This window comes from Nocardioides renjunii (genome assembly GCF_034661175.1).
GTDB lineage: Bacteria > Actinomycetota > Actinomycetes > Propionibacteriales > Nocardioidaceae > Nocardioides > Nocardioides renjunii.
Genome location: NZ_CP141058.1, coordinates 1738111 through 1760804, shown reverse-complemented (window position 1 = coordinate 1760804; position 22694 = coordinate 1738111). Strand labels below are relative to the sequence as shown.

Here is a 22694-nt window from a genome sequence, read left to right as displayed (position 1 = left end):
CAGCCGCGCCGGCGGGGTGTTGGCTGAACCGCAGCTCGACGGCGTCCCTTCGGCGTCCGTGGATCGGAGGCGGCATTGTTGGCCTCTCCACTGCGTACGCGCTCCGCGAGCAGGGCGTCAGCGTGCGTCTGTACGAGACCGGTCTGCCCGGCCAGGGACAGTCCGCCGGCGAGTCGCGGATCTTCCGGCATGCGCACGACGACCCGCGGCTCGTCGCGTTCGCGCGCGAGAGCCGCGCAGTGTGGGCTGACTGGGCCGAACGGTTCGACGTCGAGCTGGTCTCGTCAGATGGTGCGGTGGCGATCGGCGCGAGCGCGCTCGCGCGGCTGCGTGTGCTGGACCGTGTCGGCGGCGTGGCCGCGCGCGCGATCGGGTCAGACGAGCTCGCTGAGCGAATGCCGCTGCTTGCTGGATACTCCGGACCGGCGATGTTCGACGAGGCGGGCGGCGCGATCCGTACTCGCGCCGCGATCAAAGCGCTCGCGGGTGAGCTCGGGGACGCCGTGATGACCGGCGAGGTGGTGTCCATCGAACCCCGCGGCGTTGGCACGGTCGAGGTGCGCAGCGTCACCGACTGCGCTGTCTACTCGAATGTCGTCGTGTGCGCTGGTCGCGAGACCGCACGCCAGGCGCGGAGCGTCGGCCTTTCGTTGCCAGTCCGGCTGGCCGCACACGTGCGGTTGACCTTCGCCGTGAAAGGCGCCGCCCCGGCGCGGGTCGCGTGCCTGCAGGACGGCAGCGGCGACTTCGGCGCGGTCGGCGTCTACGCGGCGCCGCGCGAGTTCGTCCACTGCTGGGTGACCGACCTTCCGTGGAGTGAGGACGGCGTGGCCGTGTGGGAGGCAGGTCGAGTCCTCTTCGTGGCCGGTCACGATCTCTTCAAGCAGGCGCCCTCGCTGGGGCGTGCCCTCGCCCGGGCCGCGATCGGCGACGGTCTCGCCGCCGAGCTCATGCCCGAGGCGCGCCTCGGCGCACCCCAGCAGTAGTTCTGAGCCAACGATCCCTCACCGGTCACGATGGCCTGAGGTGCATGTCAGCTTCGCGCGACCGATCGTCCTGTCGGCGGTCCATGTCTCGCACCAGGTCGGGACCGGAGCCCAGGCCCTGCTGATCGGCTGTGAGCGCGTTGATGACGTCGCGGTCGCTCTCGAAGGACTTTTTCACGCCCAGGGTCAGCAGCTCGAGCTGACGGTCGAGTTCGGGTCGCCGCGTCCCAGGTACGACGGTCTGGAGATCCTCCAGCGCAGCGCGTAGCCGGCGGGCGACTTGCGGGGAGCTGGCTCCGGCGAGGCGGAGCTCGTCGAAGGTGAGCCGGACGTAGCCCGTCCAGTCCAGGGCGGGTGTGGTGAGGCGCACGATGCCGTCGTGGTCGAGGTGCTCGCCGGTGGGGATCGTGCGGGTCGCCAGCTGGCGAAGCGCGTCATGCAGCCGGTCGATGGCCTGCACGGTGGTGGTGGGATCGTCGAAGGGGCTGGAGACCCCACGCTCGGCGATGTCCACGAGCTGGCGGAAACCATATGCCGGGTCATCCGGGTAGGAGCGCTCGTTCCCTAGTGTCACCAGGCCGGCAACTCGGGGGTCCAGCCGTGCGCCGTGCCCGGCGGCGACGAGGAACAGCGGCGCACCAGCGCAAACGAAGTCGCCCATCGCCGGGACCAGCTGCAGGGAGCAATCGGCGGCAGCGGCGGCATCAACAAGCCCTGGCACATCGATCCGCACGACGACCCCCGGTGTCGGTGCCGTGACCACCTGCGGGTCCGGGGCGGCCTGCGCGCCGGCGTCGGCGGGGTAGACGCGGTGCAGCTCCTCGTGCAGGTGGTCACCGACCAGGTCGATCAGCCCGGCGACCCGCAGCGTCTGACCGGCGTGGTGGACGTACAACACGAGGACGACGATGCTGGCCAGCATCAACAGGTAGGCGATCAGCATCGTCAGCCCGGGCATGTAGCCGTCGCCGCCGGCGGCCACGTCGTCGACCTGCGGGATCGCGAGCAATGCGTAGACGAGGGTGGCCGCGAACAGGCCGTGGGTGAGCTGGCTCCGACGGTCTCGAAGCAACGCTCCCACAATCCGAGGTGAGAACTGGGCCATCGCCAGCTGCACGGCCACGGTTATCACCGTCAGGACGAGGGTGATCAGCGTGACCAGCGACGTGACGATCGTGCTCAGCACCGACTGCGCCGCAGCAGGTCCGCCCGTCACCCAGTGCGGCACCAGAGCCGTGCCGGCGGCCCGGTCGATCGCGGCGGTGGCGATGCACAGCCCGATGCCGCTGAGCAGGCACAGCAACGGCACCAGCCACAGGCTGTCGCGCACGGCAGGTGGAGCTTCTGCGCCGCCCCGGCAGACGGTCTGGTCACGTGTGACCGTCGGTGCGGGTCATGACGGCGAGCCGGTCGTCGCATGGGGCTGGAAGACCGCGCGCACGCAGCCGTCCTGCTTCTCCTTGAACATCTGATAACCCTGCGGCCCCTGGTCCAGCGGCATCACGTGCGTGGCGAGGTGCTCGGTGCTGAGCTCACCGTCGGCGATGTGCTGCAGGATCCGGGGGATGTAGCGGTGACCGTGCTGCTGCGCCCCGCGCACGGTGAGGGCCTTGTTCATCATCGCGCCCACGGGGAACTTGTCGACGACCCCACCGAAGACGCCGAGGATGAACACGTTGCCGCCCTTGCGGCAGGCATAGATCGCTTCGCGAAGCGCAGTAGGCCGGTCAGTCTGCAGCCGCAGCTGCTGCTTGACCTGGTCGTAGAGGTACATCGGCCCACCGACCGCGCCAGCGCCGTGGGCCTCCATCCCGACTGCCTCGATGACCACGTCCGGACCACGGCCACCGGTGCGCTCCTTGAGCTCGGCGACGATGTTCTCCTCGGTGTAGTCCAAGGTCTCCGCACCGATGTGCTGCCTGACCTGTTCGAGACGCTCGGGGAGCCGGTCGATGACGATGACCTGCTCGGCGCCCATCAACATCGCTCCGCGCGCGGCCATCTGCCCCACCCCGCCGGCGCCCCACACCGCGACCGTGTCTCCCGGGGTGATCCCGGCCCCGTCAGCGCCGGTCCAGCCCGTCGGGGCGGCATCCGAGGCGAACAGCGCCGACATGTCCGAGACCCCGTCCGGCACGGTGAACGCACCCTGGTCGGCGTACGGCACCCGCACGTACTCGGCGTGGCTGCCGGCGAAGCCGCCGAGCGCGTGGCTGTAGGCGAAGCAGCCACCGATCGAGCTGCCCCACATCCCCTCGGTCAGAGCTGGGTTCGGGTTGCCGTTGTCGCACAGCGAGAACAGCTCCTGGGAGCAGTACCAGCACTGCCCGCACGCGATGAACGAGCAGACCGTGACCCGGTCACCCACCTGATGGGTGCGGACGGCCTTTCCGACCTCGACGACCTCGCCCATGAACTCGTGCCCCAACACGTCCCCGGCCCGCATCGCCGGGATGTACCCGCCGAGCAGGTGCAGGTCCGAGCCGCACGTGGTGCTCAGCCCTACCTTCACGATGATGTCGCGGTCGTTGAGGATCGTCGGCTCGTCGACCGACTCCACTGACGTCTCGTTCACCCCGGTCCAGCACAGCGCCTTCACAGCACTCCCTCCCCACCCGCGTGCCGGGTCGCGGACTCGACGAGCTTGCCGCCCGGCGTTGGCGGCCGGTGGCCGTGCGGGGCGGGATCGACCCGCAGCACCTCCCCGACCTCGATCAACTGCTTGGCCTCGCGCAACGCCGAGCGGACCCGCTCGCGCGGATCCTCGTCTTCGCTGGAGGCAGGCACTGAACGTGGGCCGGTCGGTCCTGCTGTCCGGAGCCGGGCGGCCAGCTCGGTGCCCTTCCCTCCCGGCGCCGGGCGGACCTCGACCTCGACCGAGTCGCCCAGCGCCGCCAGCGGGCCGGGCAGCTTCCCGCTGGGCATGACCTCGTCCTGTCTGCGGTTGATGGTGACGCTGCGCCACCGTGACCGCGCCTCGTCGTCCATCGCGACGGGGGTCTCGGCGAGGGTCTGCTGCAGTCGGCTCACGACGCCTCGTGCGGCCTCCCTGACCTTGCTCATCGCCCCGCCTGTGCCGTTCAGCTCGTCTGTCATGTCTACCTCGCTCGTGAGTGTTGGGAGGGCCGGCGCTGTCACGCGCCGGTGAGGCCGGGCCGGAGGACGACCTCGGACCAGCCGTCGTCCATACGTTGCGTGCGGCGACGTCGGCGCACTCGTGCTGCAGCCTGTCTGCTCGTGCCCGTGTCGGGGGCCGTGCCTCAGCTGGGGAGCTTGGAGGCCTGTACGTCGAGCTTCTCGATCGTGGGTTCGGAGAACAACGCGCCGGTCTGCTCGCCGAGGGCTGCAGCGACCGGGCCGGACAGGTGCGTGTCGCGGCCGGCGTCGTCGGGGAACACGTCGAAGATCCCGAACGAGGACGGCCCGAGCCGGATGGCGAACCACGCGATGGTTGCCGGCTCCTGCTCGACCAGCCCGAGGCCGGCGTCGAGAAATTCCACCACCTCGTCCTCCTTGCCGGGCAGCGCGTCGAACCTGACCAACAAACCCTTGGTCACGCTCACGACCCCACCGTTTCCTGAGTCGAGTTGGCGGCGGCGAATTCCGCCACGACCGTGGCGCAGAACGCGGGTAGGTCATCGGGTGATCGGCTGGTGGTCAGATTCCCCTCGACCACGACTTCCTGGTCGAGGACCTCGGCGCCGGCGTTGCGCAGGTCGGTGCGGATGCTCGGGTAAGACGTCAGGGTGCGACCCGTGACCACGCCGGCCTCGATCAATGTCCAGGGGCCGTGGCAGATCGCCGCGACGGGTTTGCCGCTGCGGACGAAATCGCGGACGAACGCGACCGCGTCCCGGTCGACCCGGAGCTGGTCGGGGTTCACCGTGCCGCCGGGAAGTAGAAGTGCGTCGTAGTCGCCCACGAAGGCGTCGGTGACCAGTCCGTCGACGATGAAGGTGCCCGCTGCGTCCAGGTCGTTCTCGCGGGCCTTGATCTCACCGTCATGGATGGACAGCAGGTCGGTCTGGGCGCCCGCCTGGTCCAGTGCCTCGCGGGGCTGCTCGAGCTCGACGCGTTCCACGCCGTCTGCGGCAAGTATCGCGACCCTCCTGCCCTGCAAGGTCTCGGCCATGTCAGCTCGCCTTCTTCCCGGTCGACATTCCGGGCTTGATGACGACCTTGGTCCAGCCCTCGGACCGGGAGTCGAAGTTCTTGTAGGCGTCGGCCGCCTGGTCCAGCGAGATCTCGTGCGACACGATCCAGGAAGGCGTCGCCTTGCCGGCCGCGATCAGGTCCCGCAGGCGACGGTTGTACTTCTTGACCGGGCACTGACCGTTGCCCATGGTCTGGCCCTTGAACCAGTGCATACCGAAGTCGACGGCCACCTTGCCCTGCTTGGCCAGCTCGTCCTTCCCCCCGGGGTCCTGCGGAACGAACACGCCGACAGTGCCGATCCCTCCAGTGAAACGGACCGAGTTGATCAGCATGTTCAAGGTCGCCGCCGGATCCTCGTTGCCCTGCGGATCGTGGGCCTGATAGCCCACGCACTCGCAGCCACGGTCCGCCCCGAGCCCCATGGTCTGGTCCAGCACGGCCTGCACGGGGTCGGTCTTCGAGTCGTCGATGGCGATGGCACCGATCTGCTCGGCCAGCGCGAGTCGGTCGGGGTGGCGATCGACGACCATCACCTTGGCGGCGCCCTTGATCGTCGCGGACAGGGCGGCCATCAGTCCCACCGGCCCGGCCCCGGCGATCACCACACTGTCGCCCGGGATCACACCGGCCATCTCGGTGGCGTGGTATCCGGTGGGGAAGATGTCGGAGAGCATGACGTAGTCGTTCTCCTTCTCCTCCGCGTCCTCACCCAGGCGCAGCGCATTGTGGTCGCCGAAGGGCACCCGGAGAAGCTCCGCCTGGCCGCCGCCGTACGGGCCCATGTCGGCGAACCCGTAGGCCGCGCCCGCGAACGATGGCTCCGGCTGGGTGGTCAGGCAGTAGTTCGTCAGCCCGCGTTCGCAGTTCTTGCAGAATCCGCACGAGATGTTGAACGGCAACACGACCCGGTCCCCGACCTTCACCTTCTCCACACCCTGGCCGACCTCCACGACCTCCCCCATGTTCTCGTGCCCGAACGTCCGGCCCTCCTCGAAGGAGGTCCGTCCTTCGTACATGTGCAGGTCCGAGCCGCAGATGTTGGTCGTGGTCATCCTGACCAGCACATCGGTCGGTCGCTCGATCTCGGCGTCGGGAACATCCGTGACCGCAACGTCGCGGGGTCCCTGATAGACGACAGCCTTCATGGCGAATCTCCAATCGTTGTGGTGGTCATGTCCGCACGCCTTCGACACTCGCAACGAACCACCGGCGAGTCATGGGCACAGCAGGCCGAAGTCACGAGTGCTCTTTGGACCTGGGGCACCAACCCCACCCCTTTGGACGGTGTTCACGGGAGACAGCCGGTGCTCGACTGATGCTCTGGTCGGGAGTTGGTGAGATCGATGAACCACCAGGCACCCGAGCTCGCATCCGAGGCGCCTCGGGTCTCGGAGAGCGTCCAGCCGCGACACGACAAAAGGGGACGTGGGTGCCGACGCCGCATTCGAGGTCGTCACATCGCATCCCCGGAACTCGCTCTCCGGTCTCGTGGTGAAGAACCCCCGTCGACGTGCCGACCGGCCAGGCATCCAGCCATGGCCCTCTCGGAGCCTCCCTCGCTTCAAACTGTGGAGTCGAACAACGAGCGGGACCTGCGGCGTGCCCTCACCGGGTTCGAGGCGGAGAACCGACAGCTCCGCGAAGCCCTCGAAAGCCGAGCACTTACCGGCCAGGCCATAGGCATCCTGATGGCCCGGCTCGACATCGACGCGGAGGTCGCCTTCTCGTACGTGCGCCGGCGGTCGATGCACGAGAATCGCAAGTCCTAGGTATCGCGAAAGACGTCTTCAGGCTCGGGACATCCCTAGCCATGGGGACGGCAGAGTGGCGTGACGCGGCCGACCAGGTGAATGCCGCCAGGAAGCCACGCATCCGCTCATCGGCAGATCCGGATGTGGGCCTGTTGGTGGCGAACGAGCATTGTCCATGGTGCCTCTCCGGTCTAACCTGAAGACACGTCGTCACCACTGTGATGCTGCCCCAGACCCGGTAGCGCCTGCCATCCGCATCGCGCACAGACCGGAATCCCTTATGACAAGCGCCACGTATGTGCTGTCCTCTTCTCTTCCCGACCCTGAGCCGCCGTCGAGAGCCGAGCTCCCTGAGCTCCTGGTGGTGTCACTGCTGAGGCTGGACAGCCACGATGTCGACGAGGTCCTCGACGTGCTCGGCCAGGCGGTGGAGTCGGTAACTGGCTGCCAGCTCGTTCAGGCGACGTTCCAACGGCACGAGCAGTGGACCACCTGGCCCCCCGGGCAGGCGACGAAGCCGAGCCTCGGGTCCGGTGACCGGACGTTGGTCGAGGACCTCGGCGACTACTGGACGTGTACGACGGCCGTCGCCGCCTTGTCCGGCTCATCGGGGCAGTTGGTCCTGAGGCACTCCACCAGGCCCGTTGACGAGCAGGTGGTCGTCATCGAGCGTCTCGGCCACCTCCTTGGTAGTGCGCTCGTGGACGCCGAGCTCCATGAGCGCGACCATCGACGCGCAGCCGAGCTCGACTCGGCCAACACGGAGTTGGCTGGCGCCCTTGCCGCTCTCCGCCACCGGGAGGCGGTGCAGGACGAGTTCATCCACCTCGCTGCCACCGGGACCGAGCTGGACATGGCCACGTCGTTGAGCCGACTCACAGGGTGCGCCGTCGTCGTTCGGGATGGATTCGCGCACGAGACGACGCGGGTCACCTTGACCGACCGGTCACCTGTGGCCGGCATCGGAGACCCCCTCGTGGCGGTGATCGGCGGACGGCCGGAGTTCGGCACGGTCGAGCTGGTGATGCCGACGGACCCAGGGCAGAGCGATGACAACGCCAGCGTCGCGCTGCAGTACGCCAGCGTCGCGCTCGGACTGCTTCGGGGGCATGCCGCAGCGATGGGCGAGATGGAGAACCGGCTGAGTCGTGACCTGCTCGAAGACCTTGTCACCGGCATTCCTGTGGAAGCGGCCATCGGCCGAGCGGCCGCGCAGGGCTACGATCTTCGCGGTCGACATGACCTGGTCGTGTCGACGTGGTCGTCCGACACGGGCACGTGGGCCAGCGACCGGGACGTGGATCGAGTCAGGACCGCCGTGGCGCATCAGCGACTGCCCTGCCTGCTGACCCGGACCCAAGGCATGGTGGTGGGTCTCGTCCACCACGGTGTCGACATCGGCCTGTTGTACGAGGACCTGTGTCGCGCGCATGGCGACAACGACGGCTTGATCGCCAAGGGTGAGCCCAGCAGTTCACCCGAGCACATCCCGCACGCCTATGAGCAGGCCCAGAGAGCGCTCACGGCACGGCGGCAGTCCAGCGACCCGCGCGGCTCCGTCGCCTACTCCGATCTGGGGGTCGAACGGATCCTCGCCCTCGACGGCAACGTCGGTGAGGTCGAACGTCTGATCGATCACTGGCTGGCAGACCTCATGAACTATGACGACGGTCATGGCACCGATCTCGTACACACGCTCGCGATGTACCTCGATCTGGGCGGCAGGTACGCCGACACGGCACGTGCGCTCTCGGTCCACCGCAACACGCTGCGCTACCGGCTCAGCCGCATCACCGCGATATCCGGCCACGACCTGGCCGACGTCGACACGAAGCTCAACCTGCACCTGGCACTGCGCGCCTGGCGACTCCGCCGCACCGGAGTCCGATGAGCTCGCACGACGTCGCTCGATCCTGGTTCATGGCGGTCATATCGCCCGTGTTCAGGCCAGGGACCACATGCGGCCGGCGGAGCAGACGGGGTTGCGTCCCGATTCGTCATGGAACGTGACCCCGTGACCGTCTATCTGGCTTGGACCTCGGATCCCGTGCAGGACCTCGAGGGGCCGTGGCACGAAGCGCGGCTCATCGCACCCGGCCTGCTCGCGCTGGAGAGCACCGAATCGCTCTCGTCGGTCTACCACGCCATCAAGTGGTCGCTCCCGAACGAAGCCTCGCTGATCGTGGTTCCGCTGGACCGAATGCCCAAGTCGCGCGGCATGGCTGCTGGGACCACACAGTGGTTGCGCGACCGGACTCCTCGCCGGCCGGACGGCTCGACCTGCGCCGCGCCGGAGACCGCGTGACACGGTCGTCGCGGCCCCTACGGTGAACGGGATCTCGGTCGAGCCGCGCCCAGCTTGCCTCACTGACCAACTCACATGGACGCTCACCAAGTACCTCGCACCCCATGCATTCACGGACGATGGTTTCGTCCGCACGAAGATGTGACGTGCTCTCCAAGCCTCCGGGACGGCTCGGCTCTGCTTCACGTTCGGTCGGGGCTGGGCGCTGCCGAGCTCTCCAACGACCCCGGCCCACAGGCGCTGGCGACGAATCGGGTCTCTTCCTTCTGGCTGGACCGCACCTGCCCCCGGCACCAGCGCCGCGGCTTCGAACGTGCGCAGCGAGTCCGTGACATCGCCGATGTGTGTACTGCCGTAAGTGATGCCAACGCCCAGTACTCGGTACAACCACCTCCGTGACGTACAGGCGTCGGCTGAGGCCGGAAAGACATACGCAACGCGGCATGAGTGGACGCTTTGGAGAAGTCGTGCGGCTGCTACCTGACCCGCTGCGGGGCACACGAGAGGCGCCTATCGCTGGGTCAGATGCGCTTCTCGCATCCCCGAATCGTCTCGCCCTGGCACACGTCGCGCCCGTCTTGACCCCGCACGCTGTCGTTGCCAGGGCCGCCGATGAGGCGGTCATCGCCGTAGTTCCCGGTGATGAAGTCGTTGCCGGAGCCGCCGTCGATCGTGGCCTCGTAGTCGGAGCACCGAGGCGGGGTCAAAAATTCTGCGCCATGACTCTTGAGCTTGTAGTCAACGTAGAGCTCGTCCCCGCCCTTCTTTCCCTTGATCGTCGTCCGGCACGCGGCGACCCTGATGAAGTCCGTGCGGTCGGTGCCGATGACGACGGCGCGCTTCGCGGCCACGATGAGGCCATTGAAGTCGCTGATGCGGATCGAGTCCGTGACGCCCGCCTTGGTGGCCGTCACCCGGGAACGGCTCAGGTCGGCGCGCACCCGGTCGTGGCTCTTGAGGTCGAGCAGCAGTGTGTTGCGCCCGATGTCGCCCTTGATCCGCGTCGCCTTTCCGCCCAGGCTGTTCGACTCGTAGAGGTCGTTGCCGCTGCCGAGCGCGATGTCGCGGTCATACGTCGTCGGCGCGTTGACCTTGATGTGCTCCATGCTGTCGGTTCCGCGGAACGTGAACCGTCCGTGCTTGGCCGACGTAGTGAAACCGAGCCGGGCGAGCCGGCCCGTCCAGGTAAGCGCGGTGTCGACCCCCGTCACCGTGCCGCGGGCGTCCATGGTGACGTCGCCGTTCACGGATCGAACGCTCAAGTCGCCGGTGCCGATGCTGTTGATCGCCGCGGACACCGCGCCCGGAGCGGTTTGGATGCCGCTCCACCTGACGTCGCCGCTGCCGCCGAGGTCGATGATGTCGGCGTTCGGCCGGCCCGGCATGCCGGAGATGACGAGGCCGGCGGTCCAGCTGAGGCGGATGACGTCGGCCTCGGTGTCGGTGCCGTCGACGGTGCCCGCGTAGATCGTGGATCCGCTCCGCTCGGAGGGGATGAACGTGTCGGCCCCCGCGCCGAGGATGGCGGGGACGAAAGTGAAGGTGCCGGTGGCGGAGTCGTAGCCGCTACGCTCGCCGGTCGCGCACACGAGGTCATCGCCGCCGAGCGCGTCGACTCGCGTCGCGTCGTTCGTGACAATGACGTCCGCGCCCTCCGTGCCGGTGATCTCACCCCCGGGCGTCCCGACGATGGTCGCCGCCTGCCCCTGACATGTCTCGCCCGCTGCGGCGGCCGTGCCCACTGGCGCGAGCAGCACCGCGCCTAGAAGCGCGACGGCGGTCAGACTGATGGTCCTCATGATTCCCCTTGATCGTCGACCTACCAGTACGACGACGCATCGGACCAGAAGGTTGTGACGACCTGCTGACTGAGGCCGACGTCCGCTCATCGGCAGATCTGCGCGCATCGCGGCAGATCCGGATGCTCCGTTGCTCAGTTGTTGTCCCCGTTGCCCAGGCACGCCAGAACGCGTGCGCAGCGCGTGTCACAGCTTCCTCGAGAGCAGACCCTGGACCTGCCCCGAACTCGAACTCGATTTCCGGGCCTACCATGGTCGAGGGAACTGCTGTGTTGCTCCAGCCCCGTTCTACTCGGGCTGCCACGGGCCAATCCTGGCCGCGAGTCGACACCCGGCCCGACCCTCCACACCCCTCGTTCCGCCAGCCGCACCCCGAGGACACCGCCATGACCGCACCCGCCATCCGCGCCGTGTCCCTGCCCAACGGGGGCATCGTCCCGGCGCTGGGCCTCGGCACCTGGTACCTGGGTGAGCAGCGCGCCCGGCGCGCTACCGAGTTCGCCGCCCTGCGCACGGGCATCGAGAGTGGCCTGACGCTGATCGACACCGCCGAGATGTACGGCCACGGCGCCGCCGAGGAGCTCGTCGGCGAGGTCATAGCGGGACGGCGGGACAGTGTCTACCTCGTCAGCAAGGTGATGCCCAACAACGCCACGCGACGAGGGACGGTGGAGGCGTGCCAGGCCAGCTTGCGGCGGTTGGGCACCGATCACCTCGACTTGTACCTGCTGCACTGGCGCGGGCGAGTGCCGTTGGCAGACACGGTGGCGGCGTTCGAGGAACTGGTGCAGGCCGGGCTGATTCGCGGCTGGGGTGTGAGCAACTTCGACGCCCCCGACCTGGACGAGCTGGCCTCGGTGCCGGGCGGAGCGCGGGTGCAGACCGATCAGGTGCTGTACAACCTGGCCCGCCGCGGCCCTGAATACGACCTTCTCCCGCGCTGTCGCGAGGCCGGCCTGCCCCTCATGGCCTACTCCCCGGTCGACCACGGCCGGCTGCTCGAGGACCCAGCGGTCAGTGACATGGCCGCCGCGAAGGGAGTGACCGCGGCCCAGCTGGCCCTCGCCTGGGTGCTGCGAGTCCCTGAGGTGTTCGCCATCGTGAAAGCCTCCACTCCGGCGCGCGTGGCGGAGAACCGCGCCGCGCTGGAGATCAGCTTCAGCGCAGCGGAGCTGGAACAGCTCGACCAGATGTTTCCACCACCATCCTGCAAGGTGCCGCTCGAGATGCTCTGATCTGCGCGTCGACGAGGCGCGAGCAGGAGCCACCTGTGGGGCAAATGGACTGGTCGTGGTTGGTTCCGAAACGGAGCGCTGCGGACGGTGCCGTTGCCCCCGAGCGTCAGCGACGAGGTCAACGCGCACACGGCCGCATTCCCCACCCCGCGCGCGTCGAGCTCCTGTGGAACACCCCCGAGAACGAGGAACGAGTCGCCGTTCGCTTGCTGCTCACGACACGAGCGAGGTCCGCGCTCAACCGCAACTACTTCAACAGCAACCTGTGGCGCCCCGCCCAGAAAGCCACTGGGGTCGAACCCAGCCGCGACAACGGAACCCACGCCCGTGGGCCACTGGTACGCCTCGGTCCTCCTCGACGCCGGAGAGTCGATCCGAGCCGTCTCCGAGTACCTCGGACACAGCGACCCGGCGTTCACCGCAGCACGAGAATCGACCGTCGACAACACCGGCTGACGACCGGCATGTAGCGCTGAGGCGGTCGCACGTGCGGTGGGGGTCCGGCTCAGGCCGCTCCGGGCGGACCGCTCGCCGTCTCGGCGGGGAGCCGCCCGACTGGTGACCGCGGGACGAAACGGGTCAGGAACAGCGCGACCGTCGCCAGCAGGGCGAGGATGGCCAGGCTGGCCCTGAGCCCGGCGATGCGCGCCGACTCGTTCTCCTCGACCACCGCGTCGGCGGTCGCACCGGCGACGTCCGCGTCGCTGAGCGCCGCCTCGAGGTCGGCGGTCGAGACGAACGGAACGCCTCCGGACAGCTCGACAGATGCTGACGTGGACACAGAAGCCGGCACGTCCGGGTTGTCCTGGATGCCCTGCACGAGGCTGGCGGTCAGGGCGCCGATCAGCACGGAGCCGGCGAGCGCGGTGCCCAGCGAGGCACCGAGGTTGCTCGAGGTGTTCTGCAGCCCCCCGACATCGCCGGCCTGCTCGTCGGGCACGGCGGACACCGTCACCGCACCCAGCTGCGACGCCAGCGCGCCGACGCCGAGACCGGCCAGGAGCAGCGGAACGGTGACGACCTCCGCCCCGACCCCGACCTCCAGGGCCGCCATCAGTGAGACGACACCGGCCAGGAGCAGCGCCAGCCCGACGGTGACGACGCGTCGCGGCGACGCGCCGGGCCAGACCTTCGGCACGCCGACGGCGGCCACCAGCAGCGCCACCGACAGCGGGAGCAGCCGGACGCCGGTCTCGACGGCGCTCAGCCCGAGGGCGACGGACAGGAAGAGCGGGACGATGAAGAACAGACCGGCCTGGATGAGGTACTGGAAGAAGAACATGAGCAGCCCGCCGACGAGCACCGGGTTGCCCAGCACCCGGGGGTCGATGAGCGCCTCTCCACCAGACGCTGTGACCCGCTGCTCCCACCAGAAGAACACCCGCACGATGACGAGACCGCCCAGGACCAGCCACAGCGTGCCGGACAGGCCCATCAGGTCCGGCGCCCCCGGCTTGGCCTGCACCCATCCCCACTCGCCCGACCGGAGGACGCCGTACACGGCGGTCCCGAGGCCGGCAGCGGACAGCACGACGCCGACGTGGTCGAGGGCGAACGCCTGTCGGCTCTCGACGCCCTGCAACCTCCGGACCATCACGAGGATCACCACGACCACGACGACCTCGCCGACGAACACCAGTCGCCAGGACAGGTACGTCGTGAAGGCGCCGCCGATCAGCGGACCCGCGGCCACGGCGATCGCTCCGGCTGCGGCGACGAGCCCGTAGGCGCGTGGGCGCTGGTCCGCCGGGAAGTTCGACGCCACCATCGCCACGATCGCGGGCATGATGAGCGCGGCTCCGATGCCCTCGAGGAACGACCACCCGAGGATGAGGACGGCGAGGCTCGGCGCCAGGGCGGTGGTCAGGGAACCCGCCGCGTAGATGACGCACCCGATCGAGAACGCGCGGCGGTGCCCGATCATCGTGCCGATCTTGCCGCCGGTGATCATGAGGGTGGCCATCACGAGCGTGTACAGCGTGATGGCCGTCTGGACGCCGGTGACGGTCGTGCCGACGTCCTTGGCGACCTGGGCGATGGACACGTTCATGACCGAGCTGTCCAAGGTCATCAGGAACTGGCCGGAGCTCAGTGTGAGGAGCACGAAGCCCCCGGCTGCGCCGGCTGACGCCGCTCCCGACTCCCGGCCCATGCCGCAGGGTGCCGCGGGGGCGCAGCCGGTCGCCTCCCCCGGGACGGGTGGTCCGCGGTCGGTCAGACCCCTTCGGTGGCCGCCAGTCGTCCGCTCCGGACCGCCTGCCTGAAGTCGTCGAAGTCCCGCTCGTTCTGGTCGGCGTACGCGCTGGCGAACTCGGTCACGGCGCCGTCGAAGTCGTCGCCCCTCCCCAGGTAGGCCGAGATGGCGACCGGGTCACCGGACCGGGCATGGGCGCGGGCCAGCGTCCACCCGCACTCGCGTGCGTACAGCGTCAGGACCGGACCGGCCATCGACTCGACGTCCGCCGACGCGTTCATGTCCCGCAGCTGGCGCCAGTAGTAGTGGCGGTCGGTCTCCACGCCCGGCGCCCAGCCCAGGAAGATGTCGCTCGCCGCCTGCATCATGCGTTGCCCGCGCACCACCCGCTCGCCGGGCTGGTCGTAGCCGCTCGCCGGCAGGTGGTCCTCGAGCACCGACCTCGTCGCCTCCTTCACCTGCAGGAAGAGTGGGTCCCGCTCGTCGCGCCCCTGGAGCAGGGCGATGTAGGTGCGGGTGCCGACGCTGCCGACTCCCCCGACCTTGCGGGCCACGTCGACCAGCTCGAACCTGTCGAGCAGGTGACGTCGGTCGTCTGGCAACGACGCCCGGTATGCGGCGAACTGCGTCTCGATCGCCGACTGCAGCTCGGTGGAGGAGACTCCCATCACGCCGCTGAGCTCGCGTGCGGGAACGATGTTCGGTGGCCGGCTCGCGATCCGGTAGCTGCCGTCCACGTGCTCGGCGAGCTTCGCCAGCGCCTGGGAGCTGTCGCGCGTCCGTGCCTTCCGGACGGCCTTCGCCGTGGCGCGCGAGGCCTCTCGTACGACCTTGCGGCGGTTCTTGTCCGTCTGGCTCTCCGCCGCCTCCGCGAGCGCGGCGCTGAAGTCGCGTTCGGAGCGACGGGCGTACCAGACGTCGAGGGTGCGCATGCCGGCGAACTCCGTCATCGCGGTGCGGTAGGCAGTGACCGACGCCGAGGTCGCCTCCCGTGCCTCGTCCTCGGTCAACCCGTTGTGGCGCGCCGCGATCGTGACGCTCGTCGCCAGCCGCTTCACGTCGTACTCGAAGGGGCCGGGCAACGTCTCGTCGAAGTCGTTCAGGTCGATCAGCAGGATGCGTTCGGGCGAGGCGAACATGCCGAAGTTCGACAGGTGGGTGTCGCCGCACAGCTGGGCGTCCAGGCCGGCCGTGTCGGTGTGGCGCAGGTCGGCGGCCATGATCTTCGCCGCTCCGCGGTAGAACGTGAACGCCGACGCCATCATCCGCCCGTACCGGACCGGCAACAGGTCCTGCTCACGGGTCAAGCCCTGCTCCTCGAGCAGCGCGACCGGGTCCACCCGGTCCGGTGGTGGGGCCCAGGCCGCCTGCCCGGACCGGGGTGCCCGCTCGCGGGAACGCTTGCCCAGCGCCGTGCGCTCCTCGACCGTGCGGCGCTCCGGCCCAGCTGTGACCATGGGGCACTTCCCTTCCTCACGCTCGCGGTGGCAGTCAGCCGGCGTTGGTCGCAGGCTCGGTCGGCTCGGCGGTGGCGCGGGCCTTCGACCGCCTCCCCAGCTCGCCGGCAACGGCGAACAGCATCACGAGGCCGATGACGCCGACCACCATGACCATGGTGATGACCTCGGGATCGTCCCCGAAGTTCTGCGCGGCGACGACGATCGCCGCAGACAGGTTGCGCTGAGCCGTGCCGAGGCCGAGGACTGATCGGTTCTCCTCGGGACGACCGCCCACGACGAAGCCGGCGGCGAACGAGCCGGCCAGGACGATGAGCGCGGCGAGGATGCCTCCCGTCCCGACCGTGTCGACGATCTGACGGAAGTTGACCACCAGCAGGGTGACCATCAAGAACGCGACCGCCATCGTCGACACCTGGGTGGCGACGGGCTGGAACCTGGCCGCGAGCTCCTGGTAGCGGGCTCGGACGAGCAGCCCGACGCCGAGGGGCAGGAGCATGAGGAAGATCAAGGACTTGGCGATCTCCCACGAGTCGACCTGCACGTCGCCGGGGAGCAGGACCGGGAGGGCGAGCGGGAGGTACACGATGGTCACCACCATCAGCGCGACCATGAGCCCCACACCCAGCCCGAGCGGTCCGCCGGCGGTCTGCACCAGCTTCGGGAGGAACGGCGCTCCCGCCGCCGCGCCGACGAGGATGAGACCGGTCTTGAGCCCCGGGTTGTCGTCGGAGATGAGCAGCTCGGCCGCCGCATAGGCGAGGCCGGGCACGAGGATGAAGTTCACCCCCAGCGCGAAGAGCATCAGGCGGACGTTCGACACCGACGCGAGGATGTGGGGGATGGTGAGCGCCAGGCCCATCGCGAGCATGCTGGCGATGACGAACAGCAGACCCGCCACTTGGGCGAGGACCAGGATCACACTGCTGAGCTCCATCGCTCCTCAGCTCCCGCTCGATCGCACGGGCCGGCCCGACGGCACGGGATCGTCGAGGGACGAGACGAACGAGATGACGGCCTCGGCCACCACCGACGGCGCCTCGAGCGGCTGCAGATGTCCGGCGGCGGGGATGTCCACCACGGTCACTCGATCACCCAGCTCGTCCTTCAGGAGATGCCCGTTCGCCGGCGGCGCCGGAGCGTCGTCCAGACCTTGCACCACGAGGTAGGCGACGTCACCGGGTGGAGCCCACCACTCCTCCAGAGGGGTGGCTCGGGCGGCGCTCATCTGTGCCGCGGCCGCCCCTGGAGCGCGGTCGCCCTTGAACCGCTCCCAGACGCTCGCCGCGTTCTCCGGCGAGCCCACCATCCAGCGCATCGCCTCCACCACCTCGGCCTCCGTGGCGGTCGGCGTGAACAGCGTCGCCAACGCGCGCTGTGCCTTGGGGACCGGCTCGACCTTCCCACCCGCGGAGACCAGGACGACGCCTCGGACGAGGTCCGGGTGGTCGCCGGCGACGGTTCGCGCGATCCGGTTGCCGAAGGCGTGTCCGAGCACGACCGTGGGAGCGAGGCCGAGCTCCTGCGCCACACCGGCGACGTCCGATGCGTAGTCGTGCAGCGTCAGGTCCTCCATCGGCCCCACGCTCCGTCCGGCGCCTCGTGGGTTCAGCCGCACTGCGCACAGGCCCGACGCGGCAAGGGCGCTCGCCAGGTCGGAGAGATAGCCGACGGACAAGCTGCCGCCCGGCAGGAGGATGATGGACCTCCCGGCGCCGTGCACGAAGCACTCGATGTCGGCTTCGCCGACCTTGACCAGAGTCGATTCCACGGGCAGCTGCCTTCCAGGTCGTCCGACCACCGCCGCTCGATCGGCACCTGCCGGATGGGTTGGAGCGCCGAATATGGCGCTCCACCACGGGGCCGCGGCTCACCCACACGGGGTGAGCGGCCGGGTGGTCAGCACGTCGGGCGGACAGCTCCCTCCATCCGACAGCTCCCGCACCCCGCTCGACGCGCCGGTCTCGCGGTCTGGTCCAGCTCCACGATGGGGTGCGACATCGGGCCAGACTGGCATCACAGGCGCAGACGAGGAGCACGATGATGGCGGGGAGCGCTGACGGCAGGCGTGGTCGCGACCACCTGCCAGCCGCTCCGGCCGCCACGGTCGACCCGTTCCTGGAGGCGAAGCTCCGGTGGCCTCCACCGCGCGAGAGCTGGGTGCCGCGGCAGCGCCTGCTGACGAGGCTGGGTGCGGTGTGCGACCACCCCGTCACGCTGGCGGCCGCTCCCGCCGGGTATGGGAAGACGACCCTGCTGGCGCAGTGGCTGGAGGCGGAGCACCCCCGGGCAGCATGGGTGTCCCTCGACTCGGGCGACAACGACGCCAACCGGCTGTGGACCCACGTGGCTGCGGCACTCGAGCGCGCGGGATGCCGGCTCGAGACCGGTGGACCCGTCGACCGCACGGTCGGCGCCACCACCACTCCTGGCTCGACGCTGACTGCCATCGTCGACGCCCTTCGCGCGGCACCGCACGACATCGTCATCGTGCTCGACGACTTCCAGTACGTCCAGGACGCGCGCACCCACTCGCAGGTGGAGTTCCTCATCGCTCACCTGCCGCCCCAGGCGCACCTGCTCATCTCGACCAGGTCGGACCCGGGTCTACGACTGGGGCGGCTCCGGGCATCGAGCGACCTTCTCGAGCTCCGCTCGGACGCCTTGGGCTTCACGCCTCACGAAGCCGGACTGCTGCTCGGGCGCAGCGACGTCGAGCTCGACCCCGAGTCGTTCGACCTGCTCATGGAGAGCACCGAGGGCTGGCCCGCCGGCGTCTATCTCGCCTCCTTGTCGCTCGGGGGGCGGTCGGCCCCCAGCGCCGTCGTCCGCGCCTTTCGCGACGGCAACCGCTTCACCGCCGACTACCTGACCGAGGAGGTCCTCGGTCGGCATCCGAGCCACGTCCGCGACTTCATCACCGAGGTCTCGCTGCTCGAGCGCTTCACTGCCTCTCTGTGCGACCACGTGCGCGGAAAAACAGGATCGGCCACGATCCTCCGCGACCTGGAACGCACGAACCTGTTCCTCACGCCGCTGGACCAGGACGGGCACTGGTATCGCTTCCACCACCTGTTCGCGGCCGTCGCGCGCACCGAGCTCGAGGTGTCGCGTCCGGATGACGTCGCCACCCTGCACTCCCGAGCCGCCCAGTGGTTCACCGAGGCGGGCCACGTCGACGAGGCGATCAGCCACCTCATCGCTGCTGGTGACGCCCTGGGTGCTGCCACGCTCGCGCAGCGCCACTGGCTCCAGTACGTCGACGCGGGACGCGTCGCCACCGTGCTCGGCTGGTCCGCGGCCCTCGGGCCGTCCCCTGACGGAGCCCCACCCGCAGCGACCGTGACCGCCGCATGGCTGGCAGCCCTGATCGGCGACGAGTCCACGCTGGAGGCCAGCCTGGCGGCGCTCCGGGACCATCGAGACCATGGACCGCTTCCTGACGGGACACGGTCGGTGGAGTCTGCCATGGCGATGATCGAGGGCCTCTTCGGATACGGCGGCCCCCTCACCATGCGTGCCTCGGCGCAGCGCGCCGCCACCCTCGAGACCGATCGCCATTCGCCGTTCTACGCACTCGCCCGGACCGCGCTCGGGCACGCCTACTACGTCGCAGGCGACCTCGACCGGGCCCGCGTCCCGCTGTCCGAGGCCAGGCACAACGATCGGGCCCCCTCCATCATCAGGTCTCTGAGCCTGGCCACGGAGTCGCTCGTCGAGGACGAGCTGGGCCACCTGGAGCAGAGCCAGGAACATGCGGAGCGGGCCATGGAAGTCCTCGACGCCAACGGGTTGCGGGCAGTGCCCCAAGCCTCCTTGGCCTACACGGCGCTCGGTCGGGCACGCGCAGCAGTCGGCCGGGTCGACGATGCGCTCGTCATCCTGGGCAGGGGGCTGGAGCTGCGACGCGACACCTCAGCCCACGGCCCGTGGGGGATGATCCACCACCTCCTCGTCCACGCCGGGGTGGCCGCCGAGGCCGGCGAGACCGCCCTCGCCACCAGCCTCCTCGGCGAGCTCGAGTCACGGACGGCGGCGTATGCCGACGGCATGACGGCGATGCACGTCCGCACGGAGGCCGTTCGGAGGACGCTCAGGTCGACGCACGTGGGCAGCCTCGCCGGGCAGGAGCTCACCGAGCGGGAGATGGAGATCCTGCAGCTGCTGCAGGGCAGCATGAGCCTGCGGCAGATAGCGGACGAGCTGTACCTGTCGTCCAACACGGTCAAGACGCACTCTCGGGCCGTCTACCGCAAGCTCGGGGCACACACCCGGGCCGAGGCCGTGGCCGCAGCACGACGGCAGGGGCTGGTCTGAGGCGTCCCGGACGACCTCGACGGTCGTCACCCGGCCGTCGCCTCGACAGCGGGCCTCACCCGGCACGGATGAGGCACGCGACCAGCAGGCACGTCAGGCTCCCGCCAGTGCCACCTCCGGCACAGGAGAGAAGGACCGCCATGAGCTTCTGGGACATCATCTGGTTCATCATCATCAGCTACGTGTTCGTCGCCTGGTTGATGGTGCTCTTCACCATCATCAGCGACGTGTTCCGTGACCGTGACCTGTCCGGTCTGGCCAAGGCGGCCTGGGTGCTCGCCCTGGTCTTCGTGCCGTTCCTGACCGCGCTGGTCTACCTCGCGATGCGGGGTCCCGGGATGGCGCAGCGGCAGAACCGTGTCCTCGAGCAGGCACGGGCGCAGCAGGAGGACTACATCCGGTCCGTCGCCACCACCAACGGTGCGGCCGCGGACATCGCCCAGGCCAAGTCCCTCATGGATGCCGGCACCATCAACCAGGCCGAGTTCGACGCGATCAAGCAGAAGGCTCTCGCCTGAGACCGGACCTCTCCGGCCGGGTGCGGCGATCGAGCGGCACGTCCATCCTCGACGAGTGGAGGGGGCCCGCACTACTCCCGGACCCGCCCGGTCTCGTAGGCCCACATCGCGACCTCCACCCGGTTGCGGGCGCCGAGCTTGGCCATGAGCGCGCCGATGTGGGTCTTCACCGTGCTGAGGCTGATGTGCAGCTCGGTGGCGATCTCGGCGTTGGTGCGACCCCGCGCGATGGTGAGCAGCACCTGCTCCTCGCGCTCGGTGAGCGGGTCGAGGGGCTGGGCGGGACGTGCCGCCCGGCCCGTGCCAGCGAACGTCGACAGCAGCCGGCGGGTGATGCTGGGCGAGATGAGCGAGTCGCCCCGGGTGGCCGCCCGGACCGCCTCGCCGAGGAGCTCCGGTCCGGCGTCCTTCAGCAGGAAGCCGGAGGCGCCGGCCGCCAGGGCGCCGTGGACGTACTCGTCGAGGTCGAAGGTGGTGATGACGACGACCGCGATCGGGTCCGAGACGCCCGGCCCGGCCAGCAGGCGGGTCGCCTCGACCCCGTCGAGGACGGGCATCCGGATGTCCATCAGGCACACGTCGGGACGGAGCTCGCGGGCCAGCCGCACCGCCTCTTGACCGTCGCGCGCCTCCCCCACGACCTCGATGCCGTCCAGGGTGCCGAGGATCAGCCTCAGTCCGGTCCGCACGAGGTCCTGGTCGTCGGCGACCAGCACCCGGATGCTCACGCCGGCACCTCCAGCGGCAGGGTGGCGCTGACGGCCCAGCCGCGACCGGCACCGGGACCTGCCCGGCACGCGCCGCCGAGGAGCAGCGCACGCTCCACCATCCCGGTGAGCCCGAACCCCGCCTCGTGCGCGGGGTCGGCGGCCGCCGGGTCGCCGTCGTCGCGGACGACGAGCGTGACCGTGGACTCGTCGACGTCGACGCACACGTCGATCACCGTGGCGTTGCGGGCGTGCCGCCGGGCGTTGGTGACCGCCTCCTGGGCGATCCGGAACACAGCCGCGTCGATCGCCGCCGGGAGGGAGGTCACGTCACCGTCGACGCTGACCTGCACCCGTGGACCGGCGGGCGACGCCCCGGACAAGCGCTCGAGGTCGGCCACACCGGGCTGCGGGGCGTAGTCGACGGGTGCCTCGTTGCGCAGCACCCGGACCATCGCCCGCATCTCCGCGAGCGTGCGCGACGCCTCCACCTCGATCACCTCCAGGGCCTCCAGCGGCGACGACGGGTGGGTCGCCGCCAGGGCCCGCCCCGCCTGTGCCTGGACGGCGATGGCGGAGACGTGGTGGGCCACCGTGTCGTGCAGCTCGCGCGCCAGCAGGACCCGCTCCTCCGACTTCGCCTGCTCCAGCCGTCGCTCGCGGGCGCCGTGCTGGGAGCGCGCGGCCCAGCCCAAGGCGAAGGCGGACATCAGGACGGCGAGCCCGCCGATCGCGTCGGCGATCCCGGTCCAGCTGACGAAGAACCCCAGTGTGGCCGCGACCAGGATGATCGCCAGGCCCGCCACCGCCTCTCGCCCGGACCCCCACCGGAACAGCGCGTAGGGCAGCATCAGGAAGTAGAGCATCGTGTAGACGTCGAGCGCCGGTGCGTCGGACGCGATCAGGCCGACGTCCACGACGGCGACCACGCCGAAGCTGGTCGCGACCGCTGCCAGCGGGTGCGTACGTCGCCACAGCAGCAGCGGCGCCAGTCCGACCGTCAGCAGCACCGACAGGCCCGGCAGCGGCAGGTCCTCTCGCAGGACACCCTCCAGCACCCCGCCGACCGTCACGACCGCCAGCAGCGCCCAGTCCCGCCACACCCGGACCGGTGCGGACGGGGGCCGCGGTTCCTGCAGCAGGGACCGCAGTGGAGTGCTCACCCCCTCAGCGTAGGGATGGAGGGCCGTCGCCGTACCGGCCGAAAGTCCGACCCGACCTCGCGGCCCCGTACTTTCGGTCAGGGCAGGACGAGCCGTCGAACCGATAC

At 69.6% G+C, this 22694-nt stretch carries 20 protein-coding genes; 7 read left to right on the top strand and 13 right to left on the bottom strand.

Going from position 1 to position 22694, the window contains the following annotated elements; genetic code table 11:
* Positions 1-23: 23 nt before the first annotated feature.
* Positions 24-986 (top strand): NAD(P)/FAD-dependent oxidoreductase, encoded by a 963-nt coding sequence (locus SHK17_RS08470; RefSeq protein ID WP_322424363.1) that lies wholly within the window; start codon positions 24-26, stop codon positions 984-986.
* Positions 987-1011: 25 nt separating this feature from the next.
* Here SHK17_RS08470 and SHK17_RS08465 read toward each other — a convergent pair whose 3' ends face one another.
* The 6 genes from SHK17_RS08465 to SHK17_RS08440 form a co-directional block, all read right to left on the bottom strand.
* A complete protein-coding gene (locus SHK17_RS08465) occupies positions 1012-2316 on the bottom strand; it encodes a DUF2254 domain-containing protein (protein ID WP_322423993.1) in 1305 nt (434 codons plus the stop codon).
* A gap of 63 nt (positions 2317-2379) precedes the next feature.
* Positions 2380-3561: a zinc-dependent alcohol dehydrogenase gene (locus tag SHK17_RS08460; protein WP_322423992.1), complete on the bottom strand. Its 1182-nt coding sequence runs from the start codon at positions 3559-3561 to the stop codon at positions 2380-2382.
* A 20-nt stretch (positions 3562-3581) separates the two neighbouring features.
* Positions 3582-4049 carry a hypothetical protein gene (locus SHK17_RS08455; RefSeq protein ID WP_322423991.1) on the bottom strand — a complete coding sequence of 156 codons (468 nt, stop codon included), beginning with the start codon at positions 4047-4049 and terminating at the stop codon, positions 3582-3584.
* Positions 4050-4246: 197 nt separating this feature from the next.
* On the bottom strand, positions 4247-4549 hold the full coding sequence (locus SHK17_RS08450) for a putative quinol monooxygenase (RefSeq protein WP_322921745.1): 303 nt from the start codon (positions 4547-4549) through the stop codon (positions 4247-4249).
* Positions 4546-5118 (bottom strand): type 1 glutamine amidotransferase domain-containing protein, encoded by a 573-nt coding sequence (locus SHK17_RS08445; RefSeq protein WP_322424362.1) that lies wholly within the window; start codon positions 5116-5118, stop codon positions 4546-4548. Before SHK17_RS08445 ends, SHK17_RS08450 begins: the two co-directional genes overlap by 4 nt.
* 1 nt (position 5119) lies before the next feature.
* A complete protein-coding gene (locus tag SHK17_RS08440) occupies positions 5120-6286 on the bottom strand; it encodes a glutathione-independent formaldehyde dehydrogenase (RefSeq protein WP_322423989.1) in 1167 nt (388 codons plus the stop codon).
* 423 nt (positions 6287-6709) lie between these two features.
* Here SHK17_RS08440 and SHK17_RS08435 point away from each other — a divergent pair, with 423 nt between their 5' ends.
* From SHK17_RS08435 to SHK17_RS08425, 3 genes are all read left to right on the top strand, one after another.
* Positions 6710-6910 (top strand): ANTAR domain-containing protein, encoded by a 201-nt coding sequence (locus SHK17_RS08435; protein WP_322921744.1) that lies wholly within the window; start codon positions 6710-6712, stop codon positions 6908-6910.
* A gap of 346 nt (positions 6911-7256) precedes the next feature.
* Entirely contained in the window at positions 7257-8783 is a 1527-nt protein-coding gene (locus tag SHK17_RS08430) for a PucR family transcriptional regulator (protein ID WP_322921743.1), read from the top strand.
* A 123-nt stretch (positions 8784-8906) separates the two neighbouring features.
* A complete protein-coding gene (locus SHK17_RS08425) occupies positions 8907-9197 on the top strand; it encodes a hypothetical protein (RefSeq protein WP_322423986.1) in 291 nt (96 codons plus the stop codon).
* 521 nt (positions 9198-9718) lie between these two features.
* Here the strand turns inward: SHK17_RS08425 and SHK17_RS08420 are convergent.
* The gene (locus SHK17_RS08420) at positions 9719-10996 is read right to left on the bottom strand and encodes a hypothetical protein (RefSeq protein ID WP_322921742.1); all 1278 of its coding nucleotides are present in this window, start codon (positions 10994-10996) and stop codon (positions 9719-9721) included.
* A 386-nt stretch (positions 10997-11382) separates the two neighbouring features.
* Here SHK17_RS08420 and SHK17_RS08415 point away from each other — a divergent pair, with 386 nt between their 5' ends.
* The gene (locus SHK17_RS08415; RefSeq protein ID WP_322921741.1) at positions 11383-12231 is read left to right on the top strand and encodes an aldo/keto reductase; all 849 of its coding nucleotides are present in this window, start codon (positions 11383-11385) and stop codon (positions 12229-12231) included.
* A gap of 505 nt (positions 12232-12736) precedes the next feature.
* Here the strand turns inward: SHK17_RS08415 and SHK17_RS08410 are convergent.
* The 4 genes from SHK17_RS08410 to SHK17_RS08395 all read right to left on the bottom strand — a co-directional run bounded on the left by SHK17_RS08410 (position 12737) and on the right by SHK17_RS08395 (position 17653).
* Positions 12737-14335 (bottom strand): MFS transporter, encoded by a 1599-nt coding sequence (locus SHK17_RS08410; RefSeq protein ID WP_322921740.1) that lies wholly within the window; start codon positions 14333-14335, stop codon positions 12737-12739.
* 110 nt (positions 14336-14445) lie between these two features.
* Positions 14446-15882: a DUF2252 domain-containing protein gene (locus SHK17_RS08405; RefSeq protein WP_322921739.1), complete on the bottom strand. Its 1437-nt coding sequence runs from the start codon at positions 15880-15882 to the stop codon at positions 14446-14448.
* A gap of 34 nt (positions 15883-15916) precedes the next feature.
* Positions 15917-16819: a bile acid:sodium symporter family protein gene (locus SHK17_RS08400; RefSeq protein WP_172273280.1), complete on the bottom strand. Its 903-nt coding sequence runs from the start codon at positions 16817-16819 to the stop codon at positions 15917-15919.
* A 6-nt stretch (positions 16820-16825) separates the two neighbouring features.
* Positions 16826-17653, bottom strand: coding sequence for an alpha/beta fold hydrolase (locus SHK17_RS08395; RefSeq protein ID WP_322921738.1), 828 nt, complete (start codon positions 17651-17653; stop codon positions 16826-16828).
* A gap of 272 nt (positions 17654-17925) precedes the next feature.
* Here SHK17_RS08395 and SHK17_RS08390 point away from each other — a divergent pair, with 272 nt between their 5' ends.
* Together SHK17_RS08390 and SHK17_RS08385 are read left to right on the top strand one after the other, a co-directional pair.
* Positions 17926-20199, top strand: coding sequence for a LuxR C-terminal-related transcriptional regulator (locus tag SHK17_RS08390; RefSeq protein WP_322921737.1), 2274 nt, complete (start codon positions 17926-17928; stop codon positions 20197-20199).
* Positions 20200-20339: 140 nt separating this feature from the next.
* Positions 20340-20717 (top strand): SHOCT domain-containing protein, encoded by a 378-nt coding sequence (locus SHK17_RS08385; RefSeq protein ID WP_172273289.1) that lies wholly within the window; start codon positions 20340-20342, stop codon positions 20715-20717.
* 71 nt (positions 20718-20788) lie between these two features.
* Here the strand turns inward: SHK17_RS08385 and SHK17_RS08380 are convergent, their stop codons facing one another.
* Both SHK17_RS08380 and SHK17_RS08375 read right to left on the bottom strand, forming a co-directional pair.
* Positions 20789-21445, bottom strand: a complete 657-nt coding sequence (locus SHK17_RS08380) for a response regulator transcription factor (RefSeq protein WP_322921736.1) — start codon at positions 21443-21445, stop codon at positions 20789-20791.
* On the bottom strand, positions 21442-22587 hold the full coding sequence (locus SHK17_RS08375) for a sensor histidine kinase (RefSeq protein WP_322921735.1): 1146 nt from the start codon (positions 22585-22587) through the stop codon (positions 21442-21444). Before SHK17_RS08375 ends, SHK17_RS08380 begins: the two co-directional genes overlap by 4 nt.
* Between the last annotated feature and the right edge of the window lie 107 nt (positions 22588-22694).

Bases quoted from the DNA above. Each gene is read 5' to 3' on its own strand.
- SHK17_RS08455 (WP_322423991.1), bottom strand. From the start codon at position 4,049: ATGAGCAAGGTCAGGGAGGCCGCACGAGGCGTCGTGAGCCGACTGCAG.
- SHK17_RS08445 (WP_322424362.1), bottom strand. From the start codon at position 5,118: ATGGCCGAGACCTTGCAGGGCAGGAGGGTCGCGATACTTGCCGCAGAC.
- SHK17_RS08440 (WP_322423989.1), bottom strand. From the start codon at position 6,286: ATGAAGGCTGTCGTCTATCAGGGACCCCGCGACGTTGCGGTCACGGAT.
- SHK17_RS08420 (WP_322921742.1), bottom strand. From the start codon at position 10,996: ATGAGGACCATCAGTCTGACCGCCGTCGCGCTTCTAGGCGCGGTGCTG.
- SHK17_RS08415 (WP_322921741.1), top strand. From the start codon at position 11,383: ATGACCGCACCCGCCATCCGCGCCGTGTCCCTGCCCAACGGGGGCATC.
- SHK17_RS08405 (WP_322921739.1), bottom strand. From the start codon at position 15,882: ATGGTCACAGCTGGGCCGGAGCGCCGCACGGTCGAGGAGCGCACGGCG.
- SHK17_RS08400 (WP_172273280.1), bottom strand. From the start codon at position 16,819: ATGGAGCTCAGCAGTGTGATCCTGGTCCTCGCCCAAGTGGCGGGTCTG.
- SHK17_RS08390 (WP_322921737.1), top strand. From the start codon at position 17,926: ATGGCGGGGAGCGCTGACGGCAGGCGTGGTCGCGACCACCTGCCAGCC.
- SHK17_RS08385 (WP_172273289.1), top strand. From the start codon at position 20,340: ATGAGCTTCTGGGACATCATCTGGTTCATCATCATCAGCTACGTGTTC.